The sequence below is a fragment of the Paenibacillus dendritiformis genome (assembly GCF_021654795.1).
Lineage (GTDB): Bacteria > Bacillota > Bacilli > Paenibacillales > Paenibacillaceae > Paenibacillus_B.
Genome location: NZ_AP025344.1, coordinates 3085802 through 3106500 on the forward strand (window position 1 = coordinate 3085802; position 20699 = coordinate 3106500).

General features: G+C 51.4%; 12 protein-coding genes. 6 read left to right on the forward strand and 6 right to left on the reverse strand.

Features of this window, described 5'->3' with window-relative positions:
* Positions 1–326 precede the first annotated feature (326 nt).
* Genes L6439_RS13480 through L6439_RS13495 form a run of 4 tightly spaced genes read left to right on the forward strand, consistent with a single transcriptional unit; the run spans position 327 to position 3092 of the window.
* On the forward strand, positions 327–659 hold the full coding sequence (locus L6439_RS13480; protein WP_237096859.1) for a GntR family transcriptional regulator: 333 nt from the start codon (positions 327–329) through the stop codon (positions 657–659).
* Positions 656–1522 (forward strand): ABC transporter ATP-binding protein, encoded by an 867-nt coding sequence (locus L6439_RS13485; protein ID WP_213469380.1) that lies wholly within the window; start codon positions 656–658, stop codon positions 1520–1522. The genes L6439_RS13480 and L6439_RS13485 overlap by 4 nt, the downstream gene beginning before the upstream one ends.
* Positions 1515–2141 carry an ABC-2 transporter permease gene (locus L6439_RS13490; protein ID WP_213469379.1) on the forward strand — a complete coding sequence of 209 codons (627 nt, stop codon included), beginning with the start codon at positions 1515–1517 and terminating at the stop codon, positions 2139–2141. Before L6439_RS13485 ends, L6439_RS13490 begins: the two co-directional genes overlap by 8 nt.
* A 54-nt stretch (positions 2142–2195) precedes the next feature.
* Complete coding sequence (locus tag L6439_RS13495) at positions 2196–3092, forward strand: CPBP family intramembrane glutamic endopeptidase (protein WP_213469378.1); 897 nt, start codon at positions 2196–2198, stop codon at positions 3090–3092.
* Positions 3093–3292: 200 nt separating this feature from the next.
* On the opposite strand, the gene L6439_RS13500 is transcribed toward L6439_RS13495, so the two are convergent.
* On the reverse strand, positions 3293–3955 hold the full coding sequence (locus tag L6439_RS13500; RefSeq protein WP_237096860.1) for an alpha/beta hydrolase family protein: 663 nt from the start codon (positions 3953–3955) through the stop codon (positions 3293–3295).
* A gap of 4342 nt (positions 3956–8297) precedes the next feature.
* Between L6439_RS13500 and L6439_RS13505 the strand changes: the two genes are divergently transcribed.
* Complete coding sequence (locus tag L6439_RS13505; protein ID WP_213469377.1) at positions 8298–9407, forward strand: tetratricopeptide repeat-containing glycosyltransferase family 2 protein; 1110 nt, start codon at positions 8298–8300, stop codon at positions 9405–9407.
* The gene (locus L6439_RS13510; protein WP_168180433.1) at positions 9400–10980 is read left to right on the forward strand and encodes a glycosyltransferase; all 1581 of its coding nucleotides are present in this window, start codon (positions 9400–9402) and stop codon (positions 10978–10980) included. The genes L6439_RS13505 and L6439_RS13510 overlap by 8 nt, the downstream gene beginning before the upstream one ends.
* Before the next feature lie 1191 nt (positions 10981–12171).
* On the opposite strand, the gene L6439_RS13520 is transcribed toward L6439_RS13510, so the two are convergent.
* The 5 genes from L6439_RS13520 to L6439_RS13540 form a co-directional block, all read right to left on the reverse strand.
* A complete protein-coding gene (locus tag L6439_RS13520) occupies positions 12172–16026 on the reverse strand; it encodes a hypothetical protein (protein WP_237096861.1) in 3855 nt (1284 codons plus the stop codon).
* A gap of 1127 nt (positions 16027–17153) precedes the next feature.
* Positions 17154–17894 carry a methyltransferase domain-containing protein gene (locus L6439_RS13525; RefSeq protein WP_168182135.1) on the reverse strand — a complete coding sequence of 247 codons (741 nt, stop codon included), beginning with the start codon at positions 17892–17894 and terminating at the stop codon, positions 17154–17156.
* 17 nt (positions 17895–17911) lie between these two features.
* On the reverse strand, positions 17912–18553 hold the full coding sequence (locus tag L6439_RS13530; RefSeq protein WP_168182111.1) for an acetyltransferase: 642 nt from the start codon (positions 18551–18553) through the stop codon (positions 17912–17914).
* Positions 18550–19689, reverse strand: a complete 1140-nt coding sequence (locus tag L6439_RS13535; RefSeq protein WP_213469375.1) for a DegT/DnrJ/EryC1/StrS family aminotransferase — start codon at positions 19687–19689, stop codon at positions 18550–18552. The genes L6439_RS13530 and L6439_RS13535 overlap by 4 nt, the downstream gene beginning before the upstream one ends.
* Before the next feature lie 111 nt (positions 19690–19800).
* Positions 19801–20667, reverse strand: a complete 867-nt coding sequence (locus L6439_RS13540) for a glycosyltransferase family 2 protein (protein WP_213469374.1) — start codon at positions 20665–20667, stop codon at positions 19801–19803.
* Positions 20668–20699: the final 32 nt, after the last annotated feature.

The following is a 20699-nucleotide window of genomic DNA, read 5'->3' on the forward strand; positions in this document are numbered from 1 at the left end:
CAAGCCGGATTTCGGTCCGGCTTTTGAAGTATCCCTGACGGTTCCCCTTCGCGACAAAAGCGGGATGCAGAGTCCCATTCGACCCGTTCGGAAGGCCGACCGTGCCTTCTCAGTGTCAAGGATATCGATAGGATAACGGCTAATTATCCTCAAGCTCCCCTTAACAGGGGGCTTTTTAGTTGAGTGCGGAAATCATATATTGACGCACAAGTATATAGTGTATATAGTATATATACACGGTAGTCACTATATTGACAGCATCGAGGTGAGGGAGCCTGAACATCATCATATCCAACGCATCAAGCGACCCGATTTACATACAGATCATGAACCAGATTAGACAGAGCATCCTTAGCGGGGATTTGCGTGCAGGGGACAGCTTGCCCTCCATCAGGCAGCTGGCCAAGGATTTGCAAGTGAGTGTCATTACAACCAAGCGCGCTTATGAAGAGTTGGAGAAAGAGAAGCTCATCGACTCTGTCGTAGGCAAGGGTTGTTTTGTATCGGGCGCAAATAAAGAGTTCATTCGGGAACAGCGCATGAAAAGATTAGAAGAGAAAATGTTAGAAATCATTCGGGACAGCAAGGAACTAAGCATGAGTCAGCAAGATGTAATCGATCATCTGACTTTATTATTCCAGGAGGAAGAGACACCATGAATGCGATTGAATTACGAAATTTAACCAAGGCTTACCCGGGTTTTACCGTCGATCATGTAACTTTGGATGTGAAACAAGGCTACATAACCGGACTCATTGGTCCGAATGGCGTTGGTAAAAGCACCTTGATCAAGATGATGGTCGGTCTGATCCGTCCTGACTCCGGGAGTGTAAAAATACTAGGCTGCGAGATGCCGAGGCAAGAGATTGACATTAAGCAGCGCATCGGTATTGTATCGGATGATTGCTTCTATTATGAGCATCTTACGATTCGTGACACGAAGAAAATGATTGCACCTTTCTATAAGAAATGGAACGAAAAGAAGTTTAACAGCTATCTTGAACAATTCGAGTTGTCTCCCAAGAAGAAGATTAAAGATTTATCCAAGGGGATGAAAGTCAAGTTATCCCTTGCTGTTGCGTTATCGCATGAGGCGGAGCTCCTCATCATGGATGAGCCTACCTCTGGACTTGATCCCGTGTTTCGAAGGGAATTACTCGACCTGCTTGCGGATATGATGCAGGACGAGAGAAATTCGATTATTTTCTCGTCCCATATTACAACAGACTTAGATCGTATTGCCGACTATATTGCTTTCATCAATCGTGGAAAACTCGTTTTCAATGAGGCGAAAGATGAAGTGCTGGATAGATACGCCATTGTAAAAGGCGGCTCAGAGCTGCTTGATTCGGATATTCGAAACAAATTTGTCGGGATTCGCGAGACTGCTGTTGGTTTTGAAGGCTTAGTCGATAATAGGCAGGAGGCCGCACAGTTGTTTGGAAATTATGCTGTGTTCGAAAAACCCTCCTTAGAAGAAATCATATATTTCACCACCAAGGGAGGACGCATTCATGCTTAATTTACTTCGTAAAGACTTCATCGCTTTAAAAGGCTCTCTTGGGATGATTATCATTTGTCTGGCCGTATTCAGTATTGCTTTTATCCCAAAACATGATATGTCTTTTTTTACTGTGGGCTTCACTGTCGCTATCGTCGCCGTTAATTTGAGTACGATGATAGATATCAGAAACCATAACCATAAGTTTCTGGCTACACTGCCGATAAAGCGAAAGCATATTGTTCTTGCTAAATACATAACAACCATCATTGCTACGCTTTGTGGAGTCCTTGCTTCCTACGGGATTCACTGGCTCGTTACACTAGCATTCCCACAGCTTAACAAACCAGGCTATTCGATCTTGAGCTTATTCGTTCTAGAAGGAATGATGCTTGTTTTAATTTCGATTTATATGCCGCTCTTTTATACACTTAGTAAAAAAGGAACTGAAATTATTAATGCCGTATTTATTATAGCCCTGGTTGCTCTGATGAATCCTTTAGCTATGTTGATGAGCATGATGAACGATGACAGCTTTATCAGTCGTCAAATTTTATTTCTTATTTCAATCGGGATCTTGCTATTACTCATCGCTTCCTATTACTTAACTGTATATCTGTTCACTAGAAAGGACTTATAGGAGGCCGCGCAGTTGTATGGACAAGGTGATCAATAATAAGGAAGGGCTGGTCAAATGAAAGATAAGAAATGGATTCTTTTGATGCTCGCCGGATGGTCAACATTAGTCGTGAGTCTGTTCCTAGCTGGTCTTGCCGGTGATGCTGCTAACCAGTTGCTCGGCCTATCAGGAAATTCTCGAACGTTCGTTCAGGGTATTGTAATGAGCGGACTGGTTGTTCCGATAATTTTGTATTTGTATCCGCATGTCTATAAGATAACGGGTGTTAAACCCAAACCGTCAGTATACTCCTGGAAAAGACTTCCTCACTTTATGACTGGGGTTCTCTTAGCCATTGCACTGGCTTCATTAGGGTTCATCATAGCCAGTTCGCAAGGGTGGGTTGTCATTGAAAAATGGCATACCCCCGATCAGTGGCTTGCTGCGCTGCTTACCAATGTTATCGTTGCTTTTCTATATGAAGCTTTACCAGAGGAATTAGGATTGCGAGGCATGCTGTATGATCTCTTGCGTCATCGATTCGCGGCTTGGCTAGCCGTTTTATTTCAAATTATTCTATTTATACTTGTTCCTGTTACAGCTACCTGGCTTCAAGTGCTCTGTGGATTTCCTCCCGGAAACTCCATTAACGTCTTTTATGTCACATTAATTCTAAGCTTTGGAACATGTTTGCAGCTGCTCCGTCTATGGACCGGGAGCCTCTGGGCGTCGATTGGGTTTCACCTTGGCTACTTAGAAATCATCAGGTTTGTCATCTTCCCGCATCAATATGGCGGACCAGTCATAACCTTCCACGAATCCGTGCCTGGACTCGTCGGCTTGTTCACGATGATTATGATTATTATTGGAGGCATCATTGTATCACTCGCTATACTCGGTGCGAAGCGTTTTATACGGAGAAGAGATAATAGGGAGGAGGCCGCACCGTTATATGGCCGAAGCGACAGATGAAAAAGGAGAGCCAGTGAAATGATAGAGACTGAGAAACGCATCATTTAATCTCAAATGGAAGTATAAAAAGGATGGTCTTCGAAAGCGTGAAGAGCATCCTTTTCTGACTATTATTTAGTTTAGCTAAGGCAAGTCGATAACGAGTTAAGTTCTTCATCTCTTCCATCTCTATAGCCATTATGTGTGTTTAGGAAGTTTCTTTAGAAATTGCTCAATTTCATCCATATAACCCGGTATTGTAATCTGTCTGGGAGCGAAGAGACTAATGAATAGTGCCCATTCGAATTCGCCGTTTGCTTGCTTAACATGGAACGATCGGCATCAGGGAAGACAGCTACACTCAGCAGCTCAAGCTTTACGGTATCGCGATATACCCGTTCCGTCTCCTTCACATCGACCTGCATGTCTTCTTCGCCCAGGATCAATAGTACGGGGGTATTTACATTACGAAGATCATCAGTGGCATCCGACAAGAAATTTTTGCTTACAAATGTCCATCTGTCTTTTGACATGAGGTTATTTTCGCGAGCGATTTTGAGATACTCATCATAGGAAGCTTGTTTCTCCAAAAGCTTGCGCACTTGCCGGTCATACGACTCCTTGTCTTGAATCTCCGCTTCGGAGTATCCATCGTTTTTCATTTCAATGGGTGTATAGTATTGTCCTTGACTTAACCAATTAATGGCGGGCGATAGAAGGAGGCTAAATGCGAGCGATTCCTTCTTGGCACTCTTGGGAATAACCCAACCCTCTTGGCTTGCTCCCCAAACCCCGGTTTGCTTCTCGTCAATCATCGGCTGCTGTTTTGCCCATGCAATGGCCTGACGGGCTTCTTCCACACGATCATCTATACTCTGTTGCAACCAGTTGCCTTCCGACCCGTTAATTCCTCTTTTATTAAGGCGTAACCAAGGGATGCTAACCGCTCCCACAGCGGCTTATAGCTATCATCGTGGGAGGCTTCGCCAACTTCGACCATCGTGAAGGGGCATTATGAATTAGAGGAATAACCCGAGAAGATTTTCAGGAAAACTTTATGTGAATGGATCAGAAGTTGGATTGACTAGAACAGGGAGAAGTAATCCAGACTTCCAATTGAAATCTAATCCGTTCCCTACAGACAATATTCAGTCCATTGATCTTGAATTGAAGAGTATCAGAAAATACAAGAACCCATCTCGCTTGCGTCACCATCCGATCGATCCATTAAAGTAGGTGATGAAAAGTTATGGATTCGAAGCGTTACGAAAAACCCATACAGGCTATGATATCGTCATTGCCAGAAAACAGTTTACGTTCTTGGAAACGGACAATTTATCCACACAAGCTTACAGTGGGATTTGAAGAACGGCAACATTCTATGGGAGCAGACGTATTCTTTTAACGCTACGGACAAACCGGAGTTCCTGCTGCTGGACGGATTCCAATATATTAAAACCTACAATAAGAAAATATCGATTCCTGTAGATAGCGAAAAATAAAATCTTGTCACCCGGAAGATAGACACTTTTGAAAAGAGTGGCTGTTCTCCGGGTTTATTTTAATAAAATATAGTAATCGTATTGTACAGCATTTGTTTTTCAACTTATTTTTTTTGTTCATTAGTGCTTTATGAGCAAAAGTATCAAGTAAAAAATGTACGTTGAACTACTTACCTGCATAAAATATTAGAAACGGTGAGAAATTATGATACTTTTTTAATTTAATCTCCACTTAAAATGGAGGTTGCTTATGAAAATCAGATTTTACCCTCTAAACTTACTCCCTTTATCATTAATCCCCCCAAAAAGCTGTAGACTCATTTTTCCCGTGTTAACTAAGGGTGCTACGGGGGCCACAGGAGCAACTGGAACCACCGGAGCGACCGGAGCAACTGGAGATCCGGGAGCCACAGGAGCTACGGGAGCTACTGGAGCAACAGGAGTCACGGGAGTCACCGGAGTGACTGGAGCGACTGGAGCCACCGGAGTCACGGGATCCACTGGAGTCACCGGAGTGACTGGAGCGACTGGAGATACTGGAGCGACCGGAGCCACAGGAGCGACCGGAGAAACAGGAGCAACCGGAGTCACCGGAGCAACCGGAGTAACTGGAGCCACGGGAGCTACTGGAGCAACAGGAGTCACGGGAGTCACCGGAGTGACTGGAGCGACTGGAGCCACCGGAGTCACGGGATCCACTGGAGTCACCGGAGCAACCGGAGTAACTGGAGTAACTGGAGCAACCGGAGAAACAGGAGCGACCGGAGCGACTGGAGATACGGGAGCGACTGGAGCCACTGGAGCAACCGGAGGCACTGGAGCCACTGGAGTGACCGGAGCCACCGGAGTGACTGGAGCCACCGGAGTAACTGGAGCCACGGGAGCTACTGGAGCGACCGGAGCCACTGGAACCACCGGAGTGACTGGAGCGACTGGAGAAACTGGAGCTACAGGAGCGACTGGAGTCACAGGAGCCACTGGAGACACTGGAGCTACAGGAGCCACGGGAGCTACAGGTGCCACTGGAGTCACCGGAGCGACAGGAGAAACGGGAGCTACCGGAGTGACTGGAGCTACAGGTGCCACTGGAGTCACCGGAGCGACAGGAGAAACGGGAGCTACCGGAGTGACTGGAGCTACAGGTGCCACTGGAGTAACTGGAGCCACCGGAGCCACCGGAGTCATTGGAGCTACAGGAGCTACAGGAGCGACTGGAGTGACTGGAACCACCGGAGTGACTGGAGCCACCGGAGCGACCGGAGTAACTGGAGCCACCGGAGGCACTGGAGCAACCGGAGCCACGGGAGCGACTGGAGCCACCGGAGGCACTGGAGCCACTGGAGTCACCGGAGTGACTGGAGCCACCGGAGCAACCGGAGTCACCGGAGTGACTGGAGCAACCGGAGCTACCGGAGAAACAGGAGCGACTGGAGCTACCGGAGTAACTGGAGCTACCGGAGCTACCGGAGCCACGGGAGTGACTGGAACCACCGGAGTGACTGGAGCCACCGGAGTAACTGGAGCTACCGGAGTGACTGGAGCCACCGGAGTCACCGGAGCCACCGGAGCTACTGGAGAAACTGGAGCTACAGGAACCACGGGAGCTACAGGTGCCACTGGAGTCACCGGAGCGACAGGAGAAACGGGAGCTACCGGGGTCACTGGAGCTACAGGTGCCACTGGAGTAACTGGAGCCACCGGAGCCACAGGAGAAACGGGAGCTACAGGAGCGACTGGAGTCACCGGGGCCACGGGAGTCACTGGAGTCACCGGAGATACAGGAGCGACTGGAGCTACAGGAGTTACTGGAGACACTGGAGCTACAGGAACTACCGGGGCCACAGGAGTCACTGGAGCCACAGGAGAAACTGGATCTACAGGAGTCACAGGAGCCACTGGAGCGACCGGAGTGACTGGAGCGACTGGAGCGACTGGAGAAACTGGAGCTACAGGAGCGAGTGGAGTCACCGGAGCGAGTGGAGTCACCGGAGCGACAGGAGAAACGGGAGCTACCGGAGTGACTGGAGCTACAGGTGCCACTGGAGTAACTGGAGCCACCGGAGTCATTGGAGCTACAGGAGCTACAGGAGCGACTGGAGTGACTGGAACCACCGGAGTGACTGGAGCCACCGGAGCCACCGGAGTAACTGGAGCCACCGGAGTGACTGGAGCCACCGGAGCGACCGGAGCCACAGGAGATACCGGAGGCACTGGAGCCACCGGAGGCACTGGAGCCACCGGAGCGACTGGAGCAACCGGAGGCACTGGAGCCACCGGAGCGACCGGAGTGACCGGAGCCACCGGAGCGACCGGAGTGACTGGAGATACGGGAGCCACCGGAGTAACTGGAGCCACGGGAGCGACTGGAGCAACCGGAGAAACAGGAGCGACTGGAACCACAGGAGTGACTGGAGCTACTGGAGCAACCGGAGTGACTGGAGCGTCTGGAGCAACAGGAGTCACGGGAGTCACCGGAGTGACTGGAGCGACTGGAAGCACTGGAGTCACGGGAGCCACGGGAGCGACTGGAAGCACTGGAGCCACGGGAGCCACGGGAGCGACTGGAGCGACCGGAGCGACTGGAGAAACGGGAGCGACTGGAGCCACGGGAGTGACTGGATCGACCGGAGCCACCGGAGCCACAGGAGCGACTGGAGCAACAGGAGTCACGGGAGCCACTGGAGTCACCGGAGCGACTGGAGCCACTGGAGTCACGGGAGCCACTGGAGTCACCGGAGCTACTGGAGCAACAGGAGTCACGGGAGCCACTGGAGTCACCGGAGCGACTGGAGCCACAGGAGTCACGGGAGCCACTGGAGTCACCGGAGCTACTGGAGTCACTGGAGCTACTGGAGCAACGGGAGCCACTGGAGTTACCGGAGCCACCGGAGTCACTGGAGCTACAGGTGCCACGGGAGCCACTGGAGTCACAGGAGCCACTGGGACCACTGGAGCTACAGGAGCAACTGGAGCTACAGGAGTCACCGGGGCCACTGGAGTCACTGGAGCAACGGGAGCCACTGGAGTTACCGGAGCCACCGGAGTCACTGGAGCTACTGGAGCTACTGGAGCAACTGGAGTAACTGGAGCCACCGGAGCAACCGGAGCCACTGGAGCTACAGGAGTAACTGGAGCTACCGGACCCAGAGGAGCCACTGGAGCTACCGGAGTTACCGGAGTCACGGGAGCAACAGGAACCACAAGCCCTTTCCAGCAATTTCAAGTATCCGAGAATACGCCAAATACAACGGGGAGTTCAGCCATCCCGTTAAGCGCAGTCGCAACTACATTACAAACCATCACAATAACGGGTGTTCCTGCAGGAAGCCGCATTTGGTTAACTGGTATCGTTGGATGGGAGTCTACGGCAGGTACTACAGTACTTCAACTACAAGTCCTTCGTGGGGCAACGATAATTTTTAGCATAAATCAGCATGCAGCCGGAAATACCACATTTGGAGCGACCAGTGTTGACCACGTTGATCTAACCCCTGGAACTGGAAATATTACCTATACGTTAGCTGCACTAACTCCTGTCGGTACAGCTAATGCGATCGGAGCAATCACTTTTACAGGGGCTTTAATACAGCCTTAGGAAATAAGCGGCTAGTCCTTAGCGGGGCTGGCCGCTTTTTTTGGGCGTAACGTTTATAGAGAAAATAAAGGAGAAATAAAGCTCACATGGGCAGTTCCCCCAGAATATACCTGTAATGAGGTGAGTAATTTGATTTCCATTAGTCTATGTATGATTGTAAAAAACGAAGAGGGTAGTATTGCTCGATGCTTGAGTTCCGTTCAGGATATCGTTGACGAAATCATTATTGTAGACACAGGATCGACCGACGGCACCAAGGAAATTGTACGTAAGTATACAGATCAAATTTTTGATTTCGTATGGATTGATGATTTCGCAGCGGCACGTAATTATGCTTTCAGTTGCGCTACAAAAGACTATATCTTTTGGTTGGACGCGGATGACATATTAAAAGATGAAGACCGTAAGAAATTCTCCACTCTAAAAGGGGGACTCGATCAATCCGTTGATTCTGTTACGATGGATTATCATTTGGCTTTCGATGAATTTGGTAACGTGACTTCAAGCGTTAGACGTAACCGTCTTGTAAAGAGGAGAAATAAATTCCGGTGGATCGGTGCCGTTCACGAATACCTCGAAGTTTGGGGTAACATTTTGAATAGTGATGTTGCCATCACACATAGCAGACTCCACCATGATAGCGACAGAAATCTTAGAATTTACCAAAAACGTTTGCTCCACGGCGAAGAATTTTCGCCAAGGGATTTATATTACTTTGCAAATGAACTCGTTGATCACCAGATGTACCAACAAGCAATATGTTATTACGAAAAATTTCTGGCCACGGGAAAGGGATGGATCGAAGATAATATTGCTGCCTGCGGGAAGTTAGCGGACTGTTATCACGAGCTCGGTAATCGGGAACAGGAACTGGCATCTTCTTTGCGCTCCTTTCAATATGGTAGTCCCCGCGCCGAATTTTGTTGCCGCTTGGGATTTCATTTCTTGCAGCAGGAGGACATTCGAACAGCGATATTCTGGTATAAGGTGGCCACCCAACTCGAACAGTCGAGAGACAACTGGGGGTTTCTCAATCCTGTATGCTCGACCTGGCTGCCCCACCTTCAGCTTTGCGTATGTTACGACCGAATTGGTGAATACGAATTAGCCCACTATCATAATGAGATTGCCTGCAGCTACCGTCCGACCGACCCAAGAGTCATGCAAAATAAAAGGTATTTGGAATCTGTCTTAAGCAATTACGACAAGGTAAAGGCCGGAGGGGATCGTTATGAATGACAAAACGCGTGTGTTAATAGGAAGTCCCGTCCATCAAAAACCGGCCATTTTACGCGAATTTTTAATCTCTTTGCATCGTTTAAGGCAGGAACATATCGAATTCGGATATTTATTTATAGACGATAACCGGGATGAACGTGCAAGTGAAATGCTTCGAGATTTCGCTAAGGCGGTGGACCATGTTGCGGTGCTGACATCCGGGAAAGGGGATGAGTATTTTCGTAACGAAACCACACATTTTTGGAACGAGCAACTTATTTGGAAAGTGGCAGAATTTAAAAATACCATGATACAACATGCCATTGATGAACAGTACGATTATTTGTTTCTCGTCGATTCCGATTTGCTGCTGCATCCCAGAACGGTTGAACAACTGGTCGCTACGGGGAAAGATATCGTGTCAGAAATTTTTTGGACCTCATGGCAGTCGGATTCAGCGCCTCAGCCCCAAGTATGGCTTCGTGACGAGTACACGCAGTGGGAACAGCAACGGGGTGAGGATTTAAGCGATGAGGACATCGCCGTCCGTTACGATCAATTTATTACTCAATTAAAGGTTCCGGGGGTATATGAGGTAGGAGGGCTAGGAGCCTGTACTCTTATCAGTCGTCATGCATTAGTCGCCGGAGTGAACTTCAAGCCTATTAAGAACCTTTCCTTTTGGGGGGAAGATCGTCATTTCTGTGTTCGTGCCGCTGCAATCGGGTTTTCGTTATATGTTGACACTCATTTTCCAGCTTATCATATTTATCGGGAATCTGATCTTGATGCGGCAGAAAGGTTCAAACACGCGACTTGTGACCATACCAAAAAGCAGGATATAGGGTTTTTATCCAAAAGCATTGTTCAAATGATAGAATCCCCGATAAAACAAGCACGGGATAAATTGACATTGACGATGGTGGTAAAGAACGAGGAGAAACGGTATTTGAAGCAAGTACTGGAGGAACACCGGAAATATATCGATGAGGCGGTGATTATCGATGACGGCAGCGAAGATAACACGGTTGACGTTTGTCTCGACGCGCTCCAGGGGATACCCGTTAGGCTGGTAAGGAATGAGGTGTCAAAGTTTAACAACGAAGTCGATTTGCGAAAGCAACAATGGGAGGAAACAGTGAAAACAGAGCCCGATTGGATTTTGAATCTCGATGCGGATGAAATATTTGAGGACCGCTTCGCGAGTGAGATTCAACAACTGCTACAGCAAGACGAAGTCGACTTATTTTGTTTTCGGCTCTTCGATTTTTGGAACGAAACCCATTACAGGGAGGACCATCTTTGGCGATCGCACTTGACCTATCGTCCGTTTTTGTTCCGTTACCGTTCTGATTTTGTATACAAATGGAAGGAGACTCCGCTGCATTGCGGGCGGATCCCTGAGAATGTATTCGAGCTTCCCCACCGTTTATCGGAGCTTCGATTGAAGCACTTTGGATGGTCTAAACCCGAAGACCGTCTTGAAAAATACAAAAGATATATGCTGCTCGATCCGGAAGCGAAATATGGATGGATGGAGCAGTATCTATCCATATTGGATGAAAATCCGAACCTGATTCGATGGATCGAATAAGGAAAAGAGACGCTTGATATGAAGATTGTTCTTACCATGCCTGTATTGACGCGGTGAATGGCACACCTTAACCTCTAAACGGAAAAGCTGGCGCACTCGTTATCAAAATGAATCTCGATGGTGGTAGCCGGGAGAACGAGGGTGGCTTAGGGGCGCATATCCCGTCAAAAAAACTGTTCTCTTACTACCGTCCAATGACCATTTTTGAGCTGGTAGAGGCTTTTGACCTTGCACTACAAGCTAAGCTATGGGTTTGGAAGACATGTGGGAATTCCGGTGAATCGAGTCAAGAAGGTTATTATGCAGCCAGTAGTAGGAGTTACGTGGCAAAGGGATTTAGCGTAATACAAGCCTTTATAGCACGAAACGTAACATACGGGAGAACGTTCAGCACGGAGAGGAAGGTTTTGAATGGTAGGATTCCTCACATTGTCAATCCTCAGCAAGTTAAATGATCAAAGGCACGCAGTTGAGTAAGGTTAAAACAGATGCAGCAGATGCTTGGCATTTGGCAGAACTGTACTACCGTGGGGACGTTAAAGCACACCGTGAGGGGGAAGAATCCTACACGGAGCTTTAGCAGCACTTGACGAGGCAAGATGAGTTTGAAACTGTGATGTACATGCAGGCTAAGTTAAATAGCAGGGCATTACTTGAACAAGTATTTCCAGAGTTCGTCGGATTATTTCACAATCTATGCAACAACGTCATGAAAGTGCTAGAGCGATGCATGGAGAAGACACAGGAATGTCCACGAGCTCACCTGTACATGTGTCGGTAAATCCCATTCGAAAAGATGGATTGCGGAGAAAACAGAACGGCTCAAAAACTCATGCTGGTCTGGAACACCCAAGTTAGAAGCTTAGCCCAGAGCATAGCACTGACTAGCATGGTCTCATTGCAATATCGTGGTTTAGGCGGGACTAATCGCGTAGTTTCGGGTTCCTGACACCCACCAAAACGGAGTCGTGATTATAAAGCTTCGGTATTATCGGGTGTTGACAGGTGGCATTGGGATTTTTTAACCCAGTCAGGTTTGTCTGAAACGACAAAAAATACCGGGGAAGAAATCTCTTTTTTATCGCGTCAATTTAAGATCAGGAACGTATAAAGGATGCACATATCATTTTTCGAGTGATCAAGGTATTAGAATTGAACATGGTATATCCCTCGCTTTTTTACAGTTTCCAGCTATAGGTTAAAAAAGAAGCTGCCGAGAGAAGCCCTCGGCAGCCAGGTTATATTCGCGGAACTTATCTGTTGTAAATAAAGCTCATTATTGCATGGGTGCGTCAATTTTGCCCTAAAGCAGCCCTTGAGGCCCCTGTGGTCCCTGAGGTCCTTGAGCGCCAGTCGCCCCTTGAGGTCCTTGGTCACCCTGAGGTCCTTGAGCGCCAGTTGCTCCTTGAGGTCCCTGATCGCCTTGCGGTCCTTGGTCGCCCTGAGGTCCTTGAGCGCCAGTCGCCCCTTGAGGTCCCTGATCGCCTTGCGGTCCTTGGTCACCCTGAGGTCCTTGAGCGCCGGTTGCTCCTTGAGGTCCCTGATCGCCTTGTGGTCCTTGGTCGCCCTGAGGTCCTTGAGCGCCAGTTGCTCCTTGAGGTCCCTGATCGCCTTGCGGTCCTTGGTCGCCCTGAGGTCCTTGAGCGCCAGTTGCTCCTTGAGGTCCCTGATCGCCTTGTGGTCCTTGGTCGCCCTGAGGTCCTTGAGCGCCAGTTGCTCCTTGAGGTCCCTGATCGCCTTGTGGTCCTTGAGCGCCGATTGCTCCTTGAGGTCCCTGATCGCCTTGCGGTCCTTGGTCGCCCTGAGGTCCTTGAGCGCCAGTTGCTCCTTGAGGTCCCTGATCGCCTTGCGGTCCTTGGTCGCCCTGAGGTCCTTGAGCGCCAGTAGCTCCTTGAGGTCCCTGATCGCCTTGTGGTCCTTGAGCGCCGGTTGCTCCTTGAGGTCCTTGATCACCCTGAGGTCCTTGAGCGCCGGTTGCTCCTTGAGGTCCTTGGTCACCCTGAGGTCCTTGAGCGCCAGTCGCCCCTTGAGGTCCTTGATCACCCTGAGGTCCTTGAGCGCCAGTCGCCCCTTGAGGTCCTTGATCACCCTGAGGTCCTTGAGCGCCAGTTGCTCCTTGAGGTCCCTGATCGCCTTGTGGTCCTTGGTCACCCTGAGGTCCTTGAGCGCCAGTCGCCCCTTGAGGTCCTTGATCACCCTGAGGTCCTTGAGCGCCAGTTGCTCCTTGAGGTCCCTGATCGCCTTGCGGTCCTTGGTCGCCCTGAGGTCCTTGAGCGCCAGTTGCTCCTTGAGGTCCCTGATCGCCTTGCGGTCCTTGGTCACCCTGAGGTCCTTGAGCGCCAGTTGCTCCTTGAGGTCCCTGATCGCCTTGCGGTCCTTGGTCGCCCTGAGGTCCTTGAGCGCCAGTTGCTCCTTGAGGTCCCTGATCGCCTTGCGGTCCTTGGTCACCCTGAGGTCCTTGAGCGCCAGTCGCTCCTTGAGGTCCCTGATCGCCTTGCGGTCCTTGGTCGCCCTGAGGTCCTTGAGCGCCAGTTGCTCCTTGAGGTCCCTGATCGCCTTGCGGTCCTTGGTCGCCCTGAGGTCCTTGAGCGCCAGTTGCTCCTTGAGGTCCCTGATCGCCTTGTGGTCCTTGAGCGCCGGTTGCTCCTTGAGGTCCCTGATCGCCTTGCGGTCCTTGGTCTCCTTGAGGTCCTTGAGCGCCAGTTGCTCCTTGAGGTCCCTGATCGCCTTGTGGTCCTTGGTCGCCCTGAGGTCCTTGAGCGCCAGTTGCTCCTTGAGGTCCCTGATCGCCTTGTGGTCCTTGGTCGCCCTGAGGTCCTTGAGCGCCAGTTGCTCCTTGAGGTCCCTGATCGCCTTGCGGTCCTTGGTCACCCTGAGGTCCTTGAGCGCCAGTCGCTCCTTGAGGTCCCTGATCGCCTTGCGGTCCTTGAGCGCCGGTTGCTCCTTGAGGTCCCTGATCGCCTTGCGGTCCTTGGTCGCCCTGAGGTCCTTGAGCGCCAGTTGCTCCTTGAGGTCCCTGATCGCCTTGAGGTCCTTGGTCGCCCTGAGGTCCTTGAGCGCCGGTTGCTCCTTGAGGTCCCTGATCGCCTTGTGGTCCTTGGTCGCCCTGAGGTCCTTGAGCGCCAGTTGCTCCTTGAGGTCCCTGATCGCCTTGCGGTCCTTGGTCACCCTGAGGTCCTTGAGCGCCAGTCGCTCCTTGAGGTCCCTGATCGCCTTGCGGTCCTTGAGCGCCGGTTGCTCCTTGAGGTCCCTGATCGCCTTGCGGTCCTTGGTCGCCCTGAGGTCCTTGAGCGCCAGTTGCTCCTTGAGGTCCCTGATCGCCTTGCGGTCCTTGGTCGCCCTGAGGTCCTTGAGCGCCGGTTGCTCCTTGAGGTCCCTGATCGCCTTGCGGTCCTTGGTCGCCCTGAGGTCCTTGAGCGCCAGTTGCTCCTTGAGGTCCCTGATCGCCTTGTGGTCCTTGAGCGCCGGTTGCTCCTTGAGGTCCCTGATCGCCTTGTGGTCCTTGAGCGCCGGTTGCTCCTTGAGGTCCCTGATCGCCTTGTGGTCCTTGAGCGCCGGTTGCTCCTTGAGGTCCTTGGTCACCCTGAGGTCCTTGAGCGCCAGTCGCCCCTTGAGGTCCCTGATCGCCTTGCGGTCCTTGGTCGCCCTGAGGTCCTTGAGCGCCAGTTGCTCCTTGAGGTCCCTGATCGCCTTGCGGTCCTTGGTCACCCTGAGGTCCTTGAGCGCCAGTCGCTCCTTGAGGTCCCTGATCGCCTTGCGGTCCTTGGTCGCCCTGAGGTCCTTGAGCGCCAGTTGCTCCTTGAGGTCCCTGATCGCCTTGCGGTCCTTGGTCGCCCTGAGGTCCTTGAGCGCCAGTTGCTCCTTGAGGTCCCTGATCGCCTTGTGGTCCTTGGTCTCCCTGAGGTCCTTGAGCGCCGGTTGCTCCTTGAGGTCCCTGATCGCCTTGCGGTCCTTGGTCGCCCTGAGGTCCTTGAGCGCCAGTCGCCCCTTGAGGTCCTTGATCACCCTGAGGTCCTTGAGCGCCGGTTGCTCCTTGAGGTCCCTGATCGCCTTGCGGTCCTTGGTCGCCCTGAGGTCCTTGAGCGCCAGTTGCTCCTTGAGGTCCCTGATCGCCTTGCGGTCCTTGGTCGCCCTGAGGTCCTTGAGCGCCAGTTGCTCCTTGAGGTCCCTGATCGCCTTGCGGTCCTTGGTCACCCTGAGGTCCTTGAGGTCCTTGGTCGCCTTGCGGCCCTTGCTCGCCCTGAGGTCCTTGAGGTCCTTGGTCGCCTTGCGGCCCTTGCTCGCCCTGAGGTCCTTGAGGTCCTTGGTCGCCTTGCGGCCCTTGTTCGCCCTGAGGTCCTTGAGGTCCTTGGTCGCCTTGCGGCCCTTGCTCGCCCTGAGGCCCTTGAGGTCCTTGGTCGCCTTGCGGCCCTTGCTCGCCCTGAGGCCCTTGAGGTCCTTGGTCGCCTTGCGGCCCTTGTTCGCCCTGAGGCCCTTGAGGTCCTTGGTCGCCTTGCGGCCCTTGTTCGCCCTGAGGTCCTTGAGGTCCTTGGAAGCCTTGAAGTCCTTGAGGTCCTTGAACGCCTTGCGGCCCTTGCTCGCCCTGAGGCCCTTGCGGTCCTTGGTCACCTTGAGGTCCTTGAACGCCTCGAGGTCCTTGCGGTCCTTGAGGTCCTTGAGCGCCTTGAGCGCCCCGAGGTCCTTGCGTGCCTTGAGGTCCTTGGAAGCCTTGAACGCCTCGCTGGCCTTGCGGTCCTTGAGGTCCTTGAGCGCCTTGAACGCCCCGAGGTCCTTGCGTGCCTTGAGGTCCTTGGAAGCCTTGAACGCCTCGAGGTCCTTGCGGTCCTTGAACGCCCTGAACGCCCTGTCCTTGAGGTCCTTGAGCACCTTGAACGCCCCGAGGTCCTTGCGTGCCTTGAGGTCCTTGGAAGCCTTGAACGCCTCGAGGTCCTTGCGGTCCTTGAACGCCCTGAACGCCCTGTCCTTGAGGTCCTTGAGCACCTTGAGGTCCTTGAGCACCTTGAGGTCCTTGAGGCCCTTGAGGTCCTGTCGGCCCAACTGCTCCACCTGTCCGCGCAGCCTCCAAATGAGTATTAATTGGATCGGCTACTACACTAACCACCCCGGCGTTGGGTACAAGAAATACCCTCAAAGTGTCGCCCGGATTGAAATTCATTTGAGCGGTGAAGTTTACTGTGAAAGGCAGGCCAGGTGGATTCGCATTTGGAACGAATATCTTTCCTGAGTTGTTAGGCCCCTCCAATACGAGTACGATGAAGTCCACAAGAGGGTCCGCCACAAGCAAAAGGCTGACGCTAATCGTATACACGCCACCCTCGCTGGCGACGAAGGTAGAAGTCGCTGGGTTGTACTCCCCGTTCATATCATATTCAACGGTTTGAAAGAATACATTGAACGGCCCTGGTTGTGTAATAAATTGATTTGCACTCGATCGAGCTCTAAATGCGGATTCGGCCAACTGGATGTCACCTCCGTCTATTGATTCAGCTCCACTCTCAAAAAATTTAAGATAGTGAAGCCTTTAATATAGTATGTGGTAATGCGCGGCGAGCCTCGGCTTTTGCAGAGGTGGAACCGCATATTGGTGAATTGGCCGCAAACTTTATTGGCCGAGTAACCTGTTTTTAACGATAAAAATAAGCGGAACGAGCTTTGGGGAAGCGCTCGTTACAATGTATGGAAAAATAATCTGTACTAAAGAAGCCTGGGGAGGAAATCGTGCTGTTCCTCGACGGAGACATGGTCATTTCGACTACAATCCGCAAGGATGTGGCGGGGAGCGACTATTGGCCTGATTTTAGTTAAAAATCGGGGGAGGGCTCCGTTCGCATACCCATACGGCAGCGCCAGCTTTGGCAAGGAAAGCGAGGAACAGGGGAAAAGGCCAATCCGCCGCAATTACGATTCATTTGTTGCCAGTTGGGGTTCGCACTGTTTTATTTAGCCGGCACTATGAGGAGGATGACGGGGGAGGAGACGGGTCGGGATCCGAAAATCCCGCCCGGCGATATCATTCACGCGCATCCGGGGGTTTGCCTATCGGGAAAGGGGCTGTTATCGACATCAATTGGCTTCTCGAAGAAACCAAGACTTCGCCAATTCACCCTCAAAAAAAGCCGTCTCCCAAGCGGAAGCCGGCTCTTTGCTTTTATCGCAATGGGGGGACCGTCGATTCATCGTGCAGGAACAGTCTGCTTGGTCCCGATATACAGCGTATCTTTCTCGGACAAACCGTACAGGTTTGCTTCCTCGATACCGTATTTTTCCGCCAAATTAAATAAAACGACATGAAACCCGGCCGCTTCCAATCGGGCAACGAACCCTTTCCGATTATAAATGCGTACATGATCGTCTTGGCCGAAGTATTCTCTTCTTGCCTGTGGCGAGGTCACCGCTGGGTCCTCCAGAATCTCCTCGAAGTTCAAAGCGATGGGCACTTGCAGAATGCTCCAGCCGTTCGGTTTCAATACGCGGTAGATTTCGCCCATCGCTTTGTGATCTTCGGTAATATGTTCCAGCACATGGCTGCAGATAACAGCATCGAATGTTTCGTCAGCGTAAGGCAGAGCCGTTAAGTCCACCCGTTCCATTTCCGAATCCTGAGGCATTAAATCGCCGCATATATAGGAAATGTTCGGATATCCTTTTAACCATTCTCTTAATTTTCTCTCGGGTGCAATGTGCAGTAATTTTTGCGGCCTTAGGAGCAAATCCGTTTCCCTTTCAATATAGAATTTATACAGCCTTTCCCTGTCGAAAGAGGAGCACACGGGACACATGGCGGTCTGCTTGTTCCACATTTCATACTCGCATTTGGGAAAATCGTAAATATCCGGCCACGGGCGAAAGCATACAATCGTATTATTGCAATAAGGACAATAGTAAGGAGCCTGGTTTTTGAGATGGTCAACCAAATGATTTTTCTCCTTTCCTAATTCTTGGCAAGCCATTTTTTGATAACGGCCGGCACCCCCGCAGCCATAGTAAAGTCAGGGATATCTCCTGCGACAAAGGCTCCGCCGCCAATCATAGACCAGCAGCCGATGCGGCATTTCTCCCGAACCGAGGCGCCGATGCCGATGTAGGCTCCTTCGCCTACGGTCACATTGCCCGCCAGATTCACGCCCGGGGCGATGGTGACATAATCGTCAATGACCGTATCATGACTGATGTTGGCGCTTCGATTGATAATGACATGGCATCCGATCCGGATATTATCGGTAAGGATGGCCCCTTCGCAGATCATGCTGCCTTGCCCCACGATATTTCTCCTCGACACACGGACACGCGGATGAATCAGCGGCTCTGCGATGCGGAATCCCGACCGGATGGTATCGTAAACGAACCGCTTCTTTAATGCCGGGGCTCCGACCCCGGCACAGACAATCTCGATCTCATGCCGCATCGCTTCGATATCGTCAAGCGTTCCCAATACGGGAACTCCATTCACCAGTTGGCCTTTCATTTCAGGCCGTTCGTCCAGGAAGCCCAGCACCCGCACTCCCATCTCTTCGCAGAGCCAGTTGACCTCGCGGGCGTGTCCGCCCGATCCCCAGATGATGATCTTCCTCATATGGCATTCCCCTCGGTAATGCTTCCAAGCACCTTCACAATCCGCCTAACGGTGGCCTCATTCATTTCCTCCCAGAGGGGGAGACTGATAATACGGTCTGCAACCCGTTCCGTCACCTCAAGATCAGAATGGGGGCAGCTTTGAAACTGCTTCTGCTGATGGCATGCGGGGGAGAAGTAAGTCCGGGCTTCAATCGAATGGGAAGCTAACCGCTTGATGACTTCCCGGTTGCCGGGAGGATCCGGGCTGAGCATAGAGAAAAATTGCAGGGGCACCCGGCCTTGCATCTTTTGGACAGACCATCCCCGCTGCATTAAATCCTGTTGCTGCAGTTCGCGGAGATAATAGCCCATGATCGTTTTTCTTCTCTTCTGTACGGCCTGGAACCCTTCAAGAGTGGCCAAGGCGATGGCGGCGGTATATTCCGATATTTTACTGTTCAAGCCTAACATTACGGATTCCCGGGAGCTGGAGAAGCCGAAGTTGCCGGCCCGGCGGATTCGCTGAATGAGATCCTGGTCCGCGCTGTACACCAGCCCGCCTTCGCCGACGCCAAACGTTTTGGTCGCGTGAAAGCTGAACACCACGGCTCCGCCGAAGCCTTTGCCGAATTGTGCCGCATCCTCCGCAACGGTCGTTCCGAAGCTGGCAGCCGCATCGATGACGACCGGAATTCCTTCCTGCAGCAGTGTATCGTATAGGGATAAATCGATAGCCGAACCGAAAGTGGCGTAGGGAACGACGACCGCGATCTGCTCGCCCAGCCGCTCGACCGTTTCCGTCACTTGCGCTCTGTTCATTTGCCAATCGTCCGGTTCAATATCCAGGAAATAGGGCTCCAGCCCGCACCACTCGGCGGCAAGAGGGGTCGCTGCAAAAGTAAAGCTGGGCATCACCGCATATTTGCCCTGGGGCCGCTTGCTTTGCGAAATCGCCAGCATCAGCCCGAGAGTAGCGTTATGCACCGTCACGGCTGCGCCGATGCCGCCGAACATTCGGGCAATCACGCGCATTTCAAATTGATGATTTAAGGGTCCGTAATTGGAGTAAATCCGGCTTGCTTCTATTTTTTCAAAATAAGAAAGCAACCGCTCCTTTTTGACTAAGTTCGGTCGCAAGAACGGAATTTCATACATAAGGCAACCTCTTCTCACTGGAAATCCTTTTTCCAATCCATGTTTATACCTTAGAGTATGAACCCCATGAACGGGGGGAACGGCGAATACCTCTCCGATATTCGCGTGTCCTCATTCTATCGTAGTCAAGATCGTATCGATCCGCTGAATGTCTTCTGCGAATTGCGGATATCCCTCGACGCGTTTCCGATAAGCAAGAAGGGCGGTTTTGTACAACTCCTCCGTTTCCAGAAAACCCTCCTCTCTGGAGGCGATCATAATATCGAGCCATTCGCTGAACGCTTTAAAGCCAAGCGTGCTGTTGTTTTGGTTGGCATGTAACCGAAAGTAGCTGAGCGCTTCCGAAATATACACCGCTTTTCCTGTGGACAATAGCGATAACCAGGCAGCCATATCGTTAATCAGCGAGTATTGCTTCCCGCGGTATACCCCGAACGGTTCGGCAAGGTCCGCTTTTCTAAACAACACGGTCGTTGGTTCACCGATAACATTTAAGCAACGGGTTAATGCGATATTCCCAAGCGTTTTTCCATCCATTACTCTTGTCTCTTCGTAGAGTCTGACCGTTGCGGCGACAGGCGAAAGAAAGATCCCCGCTTCATTGATGGTTTGCCGGCAGGAGGTGACGAGCGTAATGTTTTCGAATTCGTTAAAAAAGAAAAGCATCTTGGCGATCTTTTCTTTATGAAAGACGTCGTCATCCATCAAGTAATTGATATACTCCCCCGAGGCCAGGTCGAAGCATTTGTGCCAGTTTTCAAGAAAAAGGTTTTTCTCGTTTTTATAGTATTTAATCTGGGGATAAGATGGCAGATATGCTTTTTCCAGCATTTGTTGCACTTCGTTATTGGAGCTGTCGTCGCAAATGACGATTTCGATATTCGGATAGGTTTGTTCAAGTACGCTGTCGATGGCGATTTTTAGCGTATGTGGCCGGTTATAAGCAGGAATCACGACACTAACCAACGGATGTTCCAAGATAACTCCACCTTTCTTGAAAAAGAGTTGTG

Coding starts and splice junctions, on each gene's coding strand:
- L6439_RS13495 (WP_213469378.1), top strand. CDS start 2,196: ATGAAAGATAAGAAATGGATTCTTTTGATGCTCGCCGGATGGTCAACA.
- L6439_RS13490 (WP_213469379.1), top strand. CDS start 1,515: ATGCTTAATTTACTTCGTAAAGACTTCATCGCTTTAAAAGGCTCTCTT.
- L6439_RS13535 (WP_213469375.1), bottom strand. CDS start 19,689: ATGTATGAAATTCCGTTCTTGCGACCGAACTTAGTCAAAAAGGAGCGG.
- L6439_RS13480 (WP_237096859.1), top strand. CDS start 327: ATGAACCAGATTAGACAGAGCATCCTTAGCGGGGATTTGCGTGCAGGG.
- L6439_RS13510 (WP_168180433.1), top strand. CDS start 9,400: ATGAATGACAAAACGCGTGTGTTAATAGGAAGTCCCGTCCATCAAAAA.
- L6439_RS13485 (WP_213469380.1), top strand. CDS start 656: ATGAATGCGATTGAATTACGAAATTTAACCAAGGCTTACCCGGGTTTT.
- L6439_RS13530 (WP_168182111.1), bottom strand. CDS start 18,553: ATGAGGAAGATCATCATCTGGGGATCGGGCGGACACGCCCGCGAGGTC.